Here is a 13,912-nt window from a genome sequence, read left to right on the forward strand (position 1 = left end):
AGACAAACTAATCTAAATCATCTTCAAATGACGAAAATTTTTTATCTCTTATTTGTTACAATAATCTTAACTTCATGTGTATCTCAACATAATAAAGTTATACAAGAAAACATTCTTTCTCTCAAAAATAGTTACTGCAAAGCTCCTTATCATTATAATTATGATAAAAAGCTACCTTCTTATAATTCTGATTCTATAATTAATGAGAATAAAGATTTAAAAGATAAGTTTTCAGATCAAAGTATTTTGATTCTTAATGCATTGGGAACAATTGATGAGGTTGAAAAAATTGTTGAATTAAAGAAAGACTCGTCTTTAGAATCTCGTGTAAAAGTTTTAGAACTTAAAAATTCTATCAATAGTAAAATTACAATTGCAATGACAGAATTAGATGCTGTTGCTGCCGAATTTGATTGCGAAGGCGAACGAGTAGGGCAGATGGCAAATTATGTAGATAACTTAAATGATAATAAGAACAATAAATTGATAATCTATTCTATTGTTGCTGGTGCAGCAGCTTCTGTTGCTGGCGGAATCATAAAAAGTGATGGCTGGGGAAGCGCTGTAGATATAACTGGAGGTGTTTTGGGTGCTGGTTTGGGATTTGCAACACTTAATCCGAAAGGGAAAAAAGTAGAATTTATACATGAGCGTAACATTTTGCGGGATATTTGGAATCAAAAATTGGAATCAGAAAATTTTCCTCCGTTTGTTTGGTATATGTATACAGAGAAAAAATTTTCGAATTATACAGGTGGTTTATCTATCATAGAGAATATAAAGAAACGTTGGTTACAACTTAATTTTGATAATAATATAGATCAAGCAAACAAATCTGTTAACTTTCATGATGGTGGCGAATATTTAGCAGATGATCTACATAATCGTACTTCTATGTTAAATCAAATGCAATCTGCAACACGAACAATTAATCAAAATATTAATTATTTGTTGTTAGATTTAGATAAATTAGTGTTGTATTAAACGATTAATTTGATGATAAATATTCAAACACAATTAGAAAATGATTTAGTGATTTTAGAACCACTAGATACAAACGATTTCGAAGATTTGTATTCTGCAGCAGCAGATCCTAAAGTTTGGGAGCAACATCCAAACAAAAATCGTTACAAAAGAGAAGTATTCCAGGTTTTTTTTGATGGAGCAATTCAGAGTAAAGGCGCTTTTAAGATTATTAATAAAGAAACTAATCAGGTCATTGGGAGTTCACGCTTTTATGATTATGATGAAAAAGATGCTTCAATTATTGTAGGTTACACATTTTATTCGACAGATTCTTGGGGAAAAGGAATCAATCCCTCAGTTAAAAAGTTGATGTTTGATTATATTTTTCAGTTTGTAGATAAAATTTATTTGCATGTTGGTGCTGATAATGTTCGCTCTCAGATTGCAGTTCAGCGCTTAGGTTGTACTAAAATAGATGAAGAATTGGTTGCTTATTATGGAGAAGAGCCAAAACTTAATTTTGTGTATGAAATGAGAAAAGAGAATTGGTTTAAATAACTGAAAGCTAAAATATTTAAGGAAAGACAGAATTTATTCTGTCTTTTTTTTGAAATAAATTTAAAATTATGATTATGTTTTTCGTAATATAAATTACTTTTACTGAAGTTTTCATAACAATGAATGAGTAATATTACATTAAACCCAATTTACGAAAAGATAATTGATGATTTATTGAATCAAAAATATTCTATTTCGGATTTTTTTTTCTCTGAAGAAGAAACAAAACAACTTCGCGAATCAATCATTCAACAAGATAATAGTCAAGATTTTCATCAAGCAGCAATCGGAAATGCTCAAAACGAACAAATTGTAAAATCTGTTCGTGGAGATAAAATTAGATGGATTGATGAAAGTCAAAAAACAGCAACAGAAGAAGTCTTTTTCTCAAAAATTAATCATTTTATCGATTATCTTAATCAAACATGTTACATGGGAATTGAAGAAAGTGAATTTCATTATGCAATTTATCCAATAGGTACATTTTATCAAAAACATATAGATGCATTCAAAAATGATGATCGCCGCACTTTGTCAATTGTACTATATTTGAATGACGAAGAATGGAATGATGATTTCGGAGGACAATTAGCACTTTATTTGCCCAAAGATGATGGAACAGAAAGTGAATTGAATGTTTTGCCTTTGGCTGGGAGATTAGCTGTATTTGATAGTAAAACAATTCCGCACGAAGTAAAAAAAGTAAACCGACCACGATATAGTATCACAGGATGGTTAAAAACAAGAGGAAATAATCCTTTTTAGAAAAAATAAAAGCTCAACATTTGTTGAGCTTTTAAAATATAGATGAAAGGGTATTAAATTACTCTCCTAAATATGCAACTGTTTTGGCATCGCCATCTAAAGTTACTTTAGTTAAGTTATATTTTGCTAAATTTTTCATTGATTTATCCCATTTTTTACCGCTTAATCCAGCTTGAGATTTTAATTCATTTAAATCAATATTTTCGTTTGCTTTTAAAATTTCGATAATTTGAGTTTCTTCTTCAGTTAACTCATAAGATGGTGCAGATTTCTCTGGACGCATTTGAGGGAAGAATAAAACTTCTTGAATTGATGGATTGTTCGTTAAGAACATAATCAAACGGTCCATACCGATTCCTAAACCACCTGTAGGAGGCATTCCGAATTCTAAAGCACGTAAAAAATCTTCGTCAATAAATTCTCCTGCTTCATCATCTCCTTTTGCAGATAATTTTAATTGTTCTTCAAAACGCTCGCGTTGATCAATTGGGTCATTTAATTCTGAATATGAGTTTGCGATTTCTTTACCACAAACCATTAATTCGAAACGCTCAGTTAAATCAGCATTATCACGATGTTGTTTTGTTAATGGAGACATTTCTTTTGGATAATCTGTAATGAAAGTTGGCTGAATGTAGTTTCCTTCACATTTTTCACCAAAAATTTCATCAATTAATTTTCCTTTACCCATTGTCTCATCAACTTCGATGCCCATACCTTTAGCAGCCTCAAATAATTCAGCTTCAGATTTACCATCAATATCAAATCCAGTGAAATCTATAATCGATTGACGCATTGTTACACGTTTGTAAGGCGCTTTGAAATCAATTTTGTGTTCACCAAAAGTTGCTTCAGAAGTTCCGTTAACTGCGATTGCACAATGTTCTAACAATTGTTCTGTAAAATTCATCATCCAGTTGTAGTCTTTGTATGCTACATAAATTTCCATTGCTGTAAATTCTGGATTGTGAGTACGATCCATTCCTTCGTTACGGAAGTTTTTAGAGAATTCGTAAACACCTTCAAAACCTCCAACGATTAATCTTTTTAAGTATAATTCGTTTGCGATTCTTAAATATAATGGAATGTCTAATGCATTGTGATGTGTAATGAACGGACGAGCCGCAGCACCACCAGGTATAGATTGTAAAACAGGTGTTTCAACTTCCATGTAACCACGGTCGTTAAAGAAGTTTCTCATTGCTGTGAACAATTTTGTTCTTTTAATAAAGATTTCTTTAACTTGAGGATTCACAACTAAATCAACGTAACGCATACGGTAACGTAATTCTGGATCTGTAAATGCATCAAAAACGTGTCCTTCATCGTCAGTTTTAACGATAGGTAATGGACGTAATGTTTTAGATAACATTGTTAACTTCGTTACGTGAATAGAAATTTCACCAACTTTAGTTTTGAATTCGTAACCTTCGATACCGATAAAGTCACCGATATCCATTAATTTTTTGAAAATTGTATTGTATTCAACTCCTTCTTCAGAAGAAGAAATATCATCTCTAGAAACGTAAATTTGGATACGACCTTCGCTATCTTGTAATTCTGCGAAAGACGCTTTCCCCATTACACGAACACTCATCAATCGCCCAGCAAGCTTGACAACCTTACCTTCTTCGTATTTTTCCTTTATTTCTTTCGAATTAGAAGTTACCACGAATTCTTCGGCAGGGTAAGGCTCAACGCCTAAGTCTCTTAATTGTTGTAGTTTTTCTCTACGAATAATTTCTTGTTCAGACAATTGCATAGTGAATATGTTTTTAATAAAATGAATGCAAAATTATGAAAAATAATCTTGAATCACGAAGTTTTTATGATTTAATAATAGTAAGAATAATCAGTATTGAAGCGAGTTTTAGTCTACTAACTCAAAACGACGCTCTAACGTATAATCTGTGTCTTGAAATTTAACTTTTTTGGTTTCGATACTATACGAAATCCAACCATTGTCTTTGATACGAGAAGTCGTTTTTACATAATACTTTATATCGTCTTTCAATTTACTTTCAGAAGGTTGCTCCGTTCCTAATTTGGTTGCCAAATCTTTCAGATAAGAATACCAAGAGTTTGCAAGCCATTCTTTGTCCGCTTCTTGCATGCTCCCCATAATGTAGTTGGTGTGTGATGAACCAATTTCATTCAGCTTAATTTCAGTTGTAGCTGGAGTAGGAGAAGTGCTAAATAGATTATCTAAATAAGATTGATAAACAAAAGGATCACTAGTCAACGTAAAATTGCTTTTACCATAAAAGTGATGAAATTGACGAATATCTTTATCAAATAATTTGATGATGTTTTCTGCATTTGCATAGAATTGTACATTCTTTTTGATTGTAGCAATTGCAGTAGGATTATCTAAATATTTGTTTTCTAAATCTTCTGAAGAAAGTTGCAGCTGTCTGATTGTTTGTTCAAGATTAGTATAATTCAAAAAACGTCCGTCTTGGTCAATTTTGAACGAAATCGAAACATTATTAGCTAAAGCAAACGGATTGTTTAGAAAGGATTTTGAGTTGAATTGTACATTTCTAAAATTCCACTTAATAACCGTTTCATTTTGATAAATGTTTTCTACTTCTACAATAACATTATAAGTGTATTGTTCTTGGTTTGCAATAGTATCTCCTTCTAATTTTATTTCGCTAGTAGTTACCTGATAGCGTTTTTCATCTCCAATATTCCAATATGTTTTAGGAAAAACAATACTATCCTCCGCAGCAATATGAGCGATTGTGTCATTTGCAATAATCTTAGAAATAGTGTCTTTTGCTAGAGTTTGAGCAAAGACTTTTACTGAAAAAAATAAATATAAAAGGTAATATGTAAACTTAAGTTTCATTAATCATCAAACATTGTCAGTCAAAAATAGACTAAATTATTTAAACTAATGCTTGATTGAGTTAGAAAATAAAAGTTTAATCATTTAATAAATTTATACTAAGGTGATTAACTGTTTTTTTTGAGCCAATATTTAAACTGAAAAAATAGTCAGATTTTAGTAAAATAGAATTCAAATCATAAGTATTTTTATAAGAAACTTTAAGTTGAACAGTTTCTGAATATTTCTTGATTTCTTTTTTTACTTGTTCTTGAGATAAATTTAATTTTGCATCATTTAACATATAATACGCCATTTCTTCCCACAATTTTTCGAAATCATCTTTACTCAAATTCTGATCAGAAACAACTGTATAAGTGCCATTTGCTTGATTAATCTCTTTTAGATATGTATTTGTTGTAGAGGAAATAGGAAATCCAAAAATATTTTCTTGTACAGATTTACCTTCATATGTTTCGCCTAATCTAAAATATTGACCATTAAAATAATTAAACACATGAACTTCTTGCTCAAAAACATACGGTACATATGTTTTTGATTTGATCATATCTTCGATGTGAGTAATATTAGCTTTATATTCTTCAGACTTTTTGCGCTGCTTACCTAATTTATCTGTGATTTTAAGTAAACTACCTTCAATTTCGGATGTATTTAATAATTCTAAAAATTCGCCAGAAGGATTTGTCGTAAATTGATACTTAATTCCGTCCGAATTATTAATAAAATCTCTGTAAAAATCATCTGGATCATTCGATTCATTTTTACCATTTACAAATTCAAATTTGTTGGCAAAATCATTTTTATCAATCAATTCCATTGTTTTTTCGGATTGATTAATAATTTTAGACACAGTATCATTTACAGAAATCGAAAAGTTACGATCTGTAAAAGAATATTTATAAATTTTATTTAATTCTAAATTCGGTTTTACCTGAACTGATTTTTCGTCAAAATTTACCTGTCCAAAAATGACAGGAGAATACATTAAAATCAAGGTAAATAGGCTTGTTCTCATTCTCTCTAAAAGTTGTACAAATATAGAATGATTATTGAATATCCAAAGGATTTATTGAACGAATCATTGTATCAATTGGCTTAGTTTCTGAAATTTCTTTTTCCATCAAGGTTCCACCAATTTCTTTTAGTTTTTTTACTTGAGGAATAAATCGATTTTCCAGCGAACCAATTGCTTTATTATAGCTTTGTGTAGCTTGATTTAGATTATGACCAACCGAAGCAAAATGTTGAATCAAAACATTTACTCTATTGTATAATTCTATCCCAGCATCGCGCATTTGATATATATTTTCGGCAACATTTAATTGTTGCCAACTAAATGCAATCGTACGAAGCATCGTAATCAAAGTAGTTGGTGTTGCAATAATTATTCTATTGTTTAGTGCATCTTCTATCAAAGTTCGATCCATTTCTAGTGCAGAACCAAAAGAACTTTCAATCTGTAAATACATTACAACATAATCTGGCGCATCTGCGTATTGATTCCAATAAGCCTTAGAGCTCAAATTCTTTAGGTGCTCACGTACCGCTTTTGCGTGCATTTGTAAATGATGTTGACGTTGTTGTTCATCTTCAGTTTCGAAAGCTTGCATATATTGGTTTAACGGAACTTTAGAGTCTACGATAACTTTTCTTTTACCTGGAAGATTAACGATTAAATCTGGACGAAGAATTCCATTTTCTGATTGAACAGAAGTTTGTTCTTCAAAATCACAGAATGGCGACATTCCTGCAAATTCTACTACACGACGTAAACCAATTTCCCCGTATTTTCCACGTGTATGTGAAGTTTTAAGTGCTGAAACCAATGTGTTAGTTTCTTTTTGCAATTTGTCTGTTGTACCACGCATCGCATCCAAAAATACTTTGATTTCTGTATAAGCTCCTTCGCGCGCTTTTTCTATTTCAGAGATTTTTCCATCAAATTTTGAAAGACTTTCATTCAATGGTTTGATCAACGAATCGATTGCTTGTTGACGTTTCTCTAAATCATTTTGCGAATCAGAAAAATGTTTATCTAATGTTGTTTTTGCAAGATCAAGAAATTGTTCGTTATTATTTTTCAAAACTTGAGCAGAAAGCGCTTCAAATTGCTCTTTCAATCGTTCATTCGTTTCGTGCATAAATAACTTTTGTTGCTCCACAGCCTTTATCGCTTCTTGATGACGAACAGTTAATTCCGTATTTTTCTCACGTTCTTTTTGCCATTGATCTAAATTGAAATTAGCATCATCTTTAATTTCTAAAAATTCATTTTTTAATGAATCATATTGTTTCTGAAGTTCTTGATATTTAATTTCATTTCCGATGTTTGTAGAGTTTGCTTTTGATTTTGAATACAAAAAACTAATTACTGCACCAATGATAAAGAAAAGTAGGGCTGTGAGAATGATTGCGCTGTTCATAATCTTAAAATTTAAACAAAGGAACGATTTTATACGACATAAAGTGTCGTTTAAATAGTGAATTTATGTTTAAATTCTTTAATATCTTTATTAGCAAGGACATCTAATATTCTATCATAGGTTTCATGATCGATTTCTTTATTAGAAAAAATAACGTTAAAAAGAGAATTATCGTTTTTTTCAATGAATAATAAATGCTTATATCTAACAAAATTTCTTAATTCATTGTAATTTAATAAATAAGTGTCAATTTTTATTCCATCTTCTTCGAAAATTATATCGAATTCTTTTTTGAACTCTTCTTCAGGAATTGAATTAACATGTTTTTTAAAATTAGAAATTAATTTATTTTTTGTAAAGTAATAATATATATTCAGTCCTAGAATTAATAATAAGAATACAATTCCGAATTCGGTTAAAACAATAGATTTAAAAAATACAGCTAAAATAAATGATATTAAAGAAAGAAAACTAGTTAGTTTTATAAAGAATGAATCCTTATTTTTTTTAAGTTTCATTAATAATTCTACATATATAATATATGCATTTATAGAGTTTGTTTTATTAGGAATACAATGTACTTTTAACATAAAATAAATATATAAAAAAAGGATTTACATCTGTAAACCCTTTTCTGTATTTATTGAATAGAATCTTGCGATTCGTTTCTTAAGTTATCTTTTGTCTCGAAAATAGAATTTTTGATGATTTGCGAACTTTCATTCAAAATTGGTAAAATTTGGCTTTTGTCTTTTGTTTCTTTAAAACCTAACTCTAAAATTGGATCGACGTAATACAAAATACTCGAACACAATAAAAGTGAAATAACCAAACCTAAAGCTGCGCCTCCAAATCGATTGACGATTCCTAAACCAACAGCTTCTACTGTTTTTTGAGTAAGACTTGAGGCTAATTTTATTGTGAAATAAGCAATTGCAAAAGTCAAAATTAAGGAAACAATAGAGGTTAAACTATCTGCAACAATATTGTATGAGTCTACATAAACTTCGATGATTTGGTAGAATTTAAAACTTAACCAAATGGCTACGAAAAAACCGACTAAACCAATTAATTGAGAGATAAAACCTTTGAAAAAACCGTTTATTACACCAACCGCTAATGCAATTAAAATTAGAATATCAAGTTGATTAAAATCTGTCATTAAGCGTTTTGTAATTGATGCTTTTCAGCGATTTTTTTCAACGTATTAATCAATACATCAATATCTTCTTTTGTTGTTTCGTATGAGAATGAAACACGTAATGGAGTCATTTGATCAATTTCTTCTTCTGTATACAATGTTTGCATTACTAATGATACTTTTGCTGCGCCAGAACTGCAAGCACTTCCTTGTGAAACAGCGATGCCAGCTAATTCTAATTCGAATCCAATTAATGTATCATGAAAAGGTAATTTAATGCTTAATAGAGCATATAAACTTTTGTCTAAATCTTCAGACAAGCCATTAAATGCAACGCCGGGAATAGCTTCTTTTAATTGATCAATTGTATATTGTTTAATTTCTTTGATATGATTAATATGTGTGTCTAATTCATCTAAAGCTAAATCTAACGATTTTGAAAGACCTACAATTCCGTATACATTCTCAGTTCCCGAACGTAATCCTCTTTCTTGTCCACCTCCAGCAATCAAAGGTTTGATGTGAGACGCTTTTTTAGCATATAAAAATCCTGCACCTTTTGGACCATGAATTTTATGAGCAGAACAAGAAGCAAAATCCATCCCTAAATCTTGAAAATCTAATTCGTAATGACCAACAGTTTGCACTGTATCTGTATGAAATAAAGCATTGTTAGCTTGGCAAAGTTGAGAAATGTGCTTAACATCAGTTAAATTTCCAATTTCATTATTTGCGTGCATCAATGTAACCAAAGTTTTTTTAGATTGATCTTTTAAAAGCTCTTCTAATTGAGTATAATCAATGTTTCCATTTTTAAAGATATTCAATCTGATTACTTCAACATTATCTTTATATTCTACTGCTTTTACACTTTCTTGTACGCATTTGTGTTCCATATCAGTTGTAATGATACGTGTAACATCTAAATCATTCACACAAGAACGAATAATTGTATTGTTAGATTCTGTACCACAAGAAGTAAAATAAATTTCTGCAGGAGAAACGTTTAATAGTTGAGCAATATTTTTCCTAGACATCTCAATTAATGCTTTTGCTTCTCTACCAAAAACGTGTGTAGAAGATGGATTTCCAAAAACATTTTTCATCACATTAGCCATTTCATCTACTACTTCAGGACGAATAGCTGTTGTTGCTGCATTGTCTAAATATACTCTTTGCATTATCGATTATTTTATACTGTGTTGTTGTTAAATTGAGGTTTTGAACAACAAATTTAAGTAAAATGAAATGATTGAAAAAGTAAATTGTTATTTAAAACGCATTAAGTCCGAAGATAAGAATCGCCATTCTGGTGTTAAAATAACTCCTTCCGTAGCTTTATACCAAGGAGAAATAAAATCATTGCTAGGATTTGTAACGATTTGGATATCCTGACTAGGGTAATAACTTTGTGCTAAAATAATGATTTTATTTCCCATCTCATCTTGTGCAAGATCCATCACAATTACTGCATGACTCTTTGTATTTCCTCTTTGAAAGAGTACATCTCCAATCTGAATATCTTTTATAGAAACTGGTTTCAAAAATTCTTTTAAGGTATTTGGAGTAGTATTTTCTAAGAAATAAGTTAAATACTCCATGTATTTTGAGTAGGAATAATCACCTTTAACATATTTTGTGTAAGGCGTAAGATTATTATAAAAATCAACTAATTTATCTAACTCAGCGTATTTTTTTGAGCGATATAAAAATTCTATACGTAAGCTAAGAACTGCATTTGAATTAAATTGAACATTTTTTTTGGGTTGCTCTAAGTCTAAAACACCAACATATACATTAGGATTCGCCTTACGTTTTCCATCAAAAGTATAAACAGGGACATTATTGTTTTTTAATGAAATATTATTTAACCATTTACCAAAATCAGTTGTAATGGTAGAACGTTTGTAGTTTGTAGGCGTGTTAAATTTGGAAAAAATATTTAACTCTTTTGTATGAATAATCGATTCATAACTTTCGTTATCAATTAATTCGTCATTGGTAGATGATTTTGGTAGCTGATTATTGCAGGCGACAATAGTAATAAAAAGTAATATTATTAGTGTAATATAGTATTTCATTATTTGATAAAAACCCTTTTATGTCTATTCAGGGCTTAGTATTTTTATTTGATCTCGTAATTCAGCAGCTTTGATAAAATCTAAATTTTTTGCTGCTTTTTCCATTTCCTTCTGCAACTTTTGTACCAATTTTTCTTTATCCTCAACAGAATATTTTTCGTTGATTTCTGCAGCTTGATTTATTAAACTTTTTTGTTCGTATGGATTTTCTTCAAAATTTGCTGCGGCCATACTCAATTTCGTGATTTTTTTATTGAGTGCTTGTGGTACTTTATTATGATCTTTATTGTATTGCATTTGTATTTCACGACGACGATTTGTTTCATCAATCGTTAATTGCATACTGTCTGTAATTCTATCCGCATACATTATTGCTAAACCATTTACATTACGTGCAGCACGACCAACTGTTTGTGTTAATGAGCGATGACTTCTCAAGAAACCTTCTTTATCAGCGTCTAAAATTGCAACCAAAGAAACTTCTGGTAAATCCAAACCTTCTCTCAAAAGATTAACCCCAACCAAAACGTCAAATAAGCCAGCACGTAAATCTGCCATAATCTGAACACGTTCTAACGTATCAACATCGGAGTGAATGTAACGACATCGAACACCATATTTTGTTAGGTATTTTGTTAACTCTTCTGCCATTCGTTTGGTTAAAGTTGTGACTAAAACACGTTCGTCTAATTCAACTCGTTTATTGATTTCCTCCATCAAATCATCAACTTGATTTTGTGTTGGACGAATTTCAATAATTGGATCTAATAATCCTGTTGGACGAATAACTTGTTCCACAACAACACCTTCAGATTTTTCTAACTCGTAATTTGCTGGCGTTGCCGAAACATAAATCACTTGATTTTGTAAAGCTTCAAATTCTTCAAATTTTAACGGACGATTATCCATTGCAGCTGGAAGTCGGAAACCATATTCTACCAAATTTTCTTTACGCGAGCGGTCTCCACCATACATCGAATGTACTTGCGAAACAGTAACGTGCGACTCATCAATTACCATTAAATAATCTTCAGGAAAATAATCTAACAAACAGAACGGACGCGTTCCTGGATCGCGACCATCTAAATATCTCGAATAATTCTCGATTCCTGAACAATATCCCAATTCTTTGATCATTTCCAAATCGAATTCGGTACGTTCTTGCAAACGTTTTGCTTCGAGATGTTTTCCGATTTCATGAAAATATTCAACTTGTTTTCCTAAATCTAACTGAATATCAGCAATTGCGCCATTTAATGTATCTTTAGAAGTTACAAAAAGATTGGCTGGATAAATATTGATTTTATCTAATTTTGAGGTTGTTTTACCAGTATCTACATTAAAAACAGAGATTTCTTCGATTTCATCACCAAAGAAATTAATTCTGATTCCATCATCCGCATAAGCTGGGAAAATATCTAATGTATCACCTTTTATTCTGAAATTTCCGCGTTGAAAATCTCCTTCTGTTCTCGAATATAAAGCTTGAACTAGCTTATGTAAAAATGCTGTTCTCGAAATAATTTGTCCATTTTCTATCTGAATCACATTTTTATGAAATTCATTCGGATTTCCAATACCATATAAACATGAAACTGATGCTACAACCAAAATATCACGACGTCCAGAAAGAAGGGAAGAAGTTGTGCTTAAACGTAGTTTTTCAATTTCTTCATTTATAGATAAATCTTTCTCGATATATGTTCCAGAAGAAGGAATATAGGCTTCTGGTTGGTAATAATCGTAGTATGAAACGAAATACTCGACTGCATTATTCGGAAAAAATTCTTTGAATTCCATAAACAATTGCGCAGCTAACGTTTTATTGTGAGCTAAAACTAAAGTAGGACGTTGAACTTCTTGTACAACGTTAGCAATAGTAAATGTTTTACCAGAACCGGTAACACCTAAAAGTGTTTGATAACGATCATTATTAGAGATTCCATCCGTTAATTCTTGGATAGCTTTTGGTTGATCACCAGTTGGTTCGAATTCAGAATTTAGTTGAAATTGCATCTTACAAATTTATAAAAAAATAAGACAAAAAATAGAAAGATTGAGAATGGAGAAATAAGGAAAGTTGATAAAAAATAAAAAGGCGACTTTAAGTCACCTTTTCATCAAAACCACAAAAAAATGAGAAAACTGTTTACTTAGTAAACAAACTTCCTTCCATTATTACAAGCTATTGCCCGCTATAACCATTGCAAATATAGGTCGGTTTTTTGTGCGTGCACAATAAATAATAATACTTTGTTTTATTGGTGTCGATAAAAGATATCTATAATAGTGTTAAACCTATTGATTAAAACGTTTTGTAGCGTTTAAGTTTATTTTATAGTGTCAATGTTACACTAGCGAATTTTCGCTATATTCCATAATTTATCTAATTCGGCAATGGTTAAATCAGTTAAGTTTTGACCATTTTCTTTCGCGATTTCTTCTAGTTTCTGAAATCGTGTGATAAATTTTTTGTTCGATCGTTCTAAAGCATCTTCAGAATTGATGCCATTAAATCGTCCATAATTAATCAAAGAAAACAAAATATCACCAAACTCCATTTCTTTATCTGTTGGATTTTGTTCTTCTTTAAACTCATTAATTTCTTCGATAATTTTATCAAAAACTTGATCAGAATTTTCAAATTCAAATCCAACACCTTTTACTTTGTCTTGAATTCGGTACGCTTTTACCATTGCTGGGAGAGAAGTAGGAACGCCAGAAAGTACAGATTTGTTCCCTTCTTTTAGCTTGATTTGTTCCCAATTTTGAAGCACTTTTTCTTCTGTATTTGCTTCTACATCGCCGTAAATATGAGGATGACGATGAATTAATTTGTCACAAATACCATTTAAAACATCAGCAACATCGAAGTTGTTTTGTTCTGATGCGATTTTAGAATAAAAAACTAGGTGAAGAAAAACATCACCTAGTTCTTTTTTTATTTCATCCGAATCTTTTTCGATAATAGCATCCGAAAGTTCATAAATTTCTTCGATAGATAACGTACGCAACGTTTCCATTGTTTGTTTACGATCCCACGGACATTTTTCACGTAATTCATCCATTATATCCAACAATCTTTCGAAAGCCTGTAATTGATCTTTACGTGTATTCATCTCTA

General features: G+C 30.6%; 13 protein-coding genes. 3 read left to right on the forward strand and 10 right to left on the reverse strand.

What is annotated here, in order from left to right; translation table 11 throughout:
- The first annotated feature begins 27 nt into the window (after positions 1–27).
- The 3 genes from QHG34_RS03215 (at position 28) to QHG34_RS03225 (ending at position 2,289) form a co-directional block, all read left to right on the forward strand.
- Positions 28–984, forward strand: a complete 957-nt coding sequence (locus QHG34_RS03215; RefSeq protein ID WP_282628713.1) for a hypothetical protein — start codon at positions 28–30, stop codon at positions 982–984.
- A 12-nt stretch (positions 985–996) separates the two neighbouring features.
- On the forward strand, positions 997–1,524 hold the full coding sequence (locus QHG34_RS03220; protein ID WP_320416880.1) for a GNAT family N-acetyltransferase: 528 nt from the start codon (positions 997–999) through the stop codon (positions 1,522–1,524).
- 123 nt (positions 1,525–1,647) lie between these two features.
- Positions 1,648–2,289 carry a 2OG-Fe(II) oxygenase gene (locus tag QHG34_RS03225; RefSeq protein ID WP_282628716.1) on the forward strand — a complete coding sequence of 214 codons (642 nt, stop codon included), beginning with the start codon at positions 1,648–1,650 and terminating at the stop codon, positions 2,287–2,289.
- 58 nt (positions 2,290–2,347) lie between these two features.
- Here the strand turns inward: QHG34_RS03225 and lysS are convergent, their stop codons facing one another.
- The 10 genes from lysS to mazG all read right to left on the reverse strand — a co-directional run bounded on the left by lysS (position 2,348) and on the right by mazG (position 13,907).
- Positions 2,348–4,051, reverse strand: coding sequence for a lysine--tRNA ligase (gene lysS, locus QHG34_RS03230; protein ID WP_282628717.1), 1,704 nt, complete (start codon positions 4,049–4,051; stop codon positions 2,348–2,350).
- Between the two features lie 108 nt (positions 4,052–4,159).
- A complete protein-coding gene (locus tag QHG34_RS03235) occupies positions 4,160–5,143 on the reverse strand; it encodes a hypothetical protein (RefSeq protein WP_282628718.1) in 984 nt (327 codons plus the stop codon).
- A 76-nt stretch (positions 5,144–5,219) separates the two neighbouring features.
- Positions 5,220–6,158, reverse strand: coding sequence for a hypothetical protein (locus tag QHG34_RS03240; RefSeq protein WP_282628719.1), 939 nt, complete (start codon positions 6,156–6,158; stop codon positions 5,220–5,222).
- Positions 6,159–6,189: 31 nt separating this feature from the next.
- Positions 6,190–7,566 (reverse strand): DNA recombination protein RmuC, encoded by a 1,377-nt coding sequence (gene rmuC / locus QHG34_RS03245; RefSeq protein ID WP_282628720.1) that lies wholly within the window; start codon positions 7,564–7,566, stop codon positions 6,190–6,192.
- Positions 7,567–7,616: 50 nt separating this feature from the next.
- Entirely contained in the window at positions 7,617–8,156 is a 540-nt protein-coding gene (locus QHG34_RS03250) for a hypothetical protein (protein ID WP_282628721.1), read from the reverse strand.
- Positions 8,157–8,206: 50 nt separating this feature from the next.
- Positions 8,207–8,728 carry a CvpA family protein gene (locus QHG34_RS03255; protein WP_282628722.1) on the reverse strand — a complete coding sequence of 174 codons (522 nt, stop codon included), beginning with the start codon at positions 8,726–8,728 and terminating at the stop codon, positions 8,207–8,209.
- Positions 8,728–9,888: a cysteine desulfurase family protein gene (locus QHG34_RS03260; protein ID WP_282628723.1), complete on the reverse strand. Its 1,161-nt coding sequence runs from the start codon at positions 9,886–9,888 to the stop codon at positions 8,728–8,730. Before QHG34_RS03260 ends, QHG34_RS03255 begins: the two co-directional genes overlap by 1 nt.
- 87 nt (positions 9,889–9,975) lie before the next feature.
- On the reverse strand, positions 9,976–10,788 hold the full coding sequence (locus tag QHG34_RS03265) for a DUF4846 domain-containing protein (protein WP_282628724.1): 813 nt from the start codon (positions 10,786–10,788) through the stop codon (positions 9,976–9,978).
- Between the two features lie 24 nt (positions 10,789–10,812).
- Positions 10,813–12,804, reverse strand: coding sequence for an excinuclease ABC subunit UvrB (gene uvrB, locus QHG34_RS03270; RefSeq protein WP_282628725.1), 1,992 nt, complete (start codon positions 12,802–12,804; stop codon positions 10,813–10,815).
- Positions 12,805–13,142: 338 nt separating this feature from the next.
- Positions 13,143–13,907: a nucleoside triphosphate pyrophosphohydrolase gene (gene mazG / locus QHG34_RS03275; protein ID WP_282628726.1), complete on the reverse strand. Its 765-nt coding sequence runs from the start codon at positions 13,905–13,907 to the stop codon at positions 13,143–13,145.
- Positions 13,908–13,912: the final 5 nt, after the last annotated feature.

Origin of the sequence: Empedobacter sedimenti (assembly GCF_030005555.1) — a bacterium.
GTDB lineage: Bacteria > Bacteroidota > Bacteroidia > Flavobacteriales > Weeksellaceae > Empedobacter > Empedobacter sedimenti.

Coding starts and splice junctions, on each gene's coding strand:
- QHG34_RS03215 (WP_282628713.1), top strand. CDS start 28: ATGACGAAAATTTTTTATCTCTTATTTGTTACAATAATCTTAACTTCA.
- QHG34_RS03220 (WP_320416880.1), top strand. CDS start 997: ATGATAAATATTCAAACACAATTAGAAAATGATTTAGTGATTTTAGAA.
- QHG34_RS03225 (WP_282628716.1), top strand. CDS start 1,648: ATGAGTAATATTACATTAAACCCAATTTACGAAAAGATAATTGATGAT.
- lysS (WP_282628717.1), bottom strand. CDS start 4,051: ATGCAATTGTCTGAACAAGAAATTATTCGTAGAGAAAAACTACAACAA.
- QHG34_RS03235 (WP_282628718.1), bottom strand. CDS start 5,143: ATGAAACTTAAGTTTACATATTACCTTTTATATTTATTTTTTTCAGTA.
- QHG34_RS03240 (WP_282628719.1), bottom strand. CDS start 6,158: ATGAGAACAAGCCTATTTACCTTGATTTTAATGTATTCTCCTGTCATT.
- rmuC (WP_282628720.1), bottom strand. CDS start 7,566: ATGAACAGCGCAATCATTCTCACAGCCCTACTTTTCTTTATCATTGGT.
- QHG34_RS03250 (WP_282628721.1), bottom strand. CDS start 8,156: ATGTTAAAAGTACATTGTATTCCTAATAAAACAAACTCTATAAATGCA.
- QHG34_RS03255 (WP_282628722.1), bottom strand. CDS start 8,728: ATGACAGATTTTAATCAACTTGATATTCTAATTTTAATTGCATTAGCG.
- QHG34_RS03260 (WP_282628723.1), bottom strand. CDS start 9,888: ATGCAAAGAGTATATTTAGACAATGCAGCAACAACAGCTATTCGTCCT.
- QHG34_RS03265 (WP_282628724.1), bottom strand. CDS start 10,788: ATGAAATACTATATTACACTAATAATATTACTTTTTATTACTATTGTC.
- uvrB (WP_282628725.1), bottom strand. CDS start 12,804: ATGCAATTTCAACTAAATTCTGAATTCGAACCAACTGGTGATCAACCA.
- mazG (WP_282628726.1), bottom strand. CDS start 13,907: ATGAATACACGTAAAGATCAATTACAGGCTTTCGAAAGATTGTTGGAT.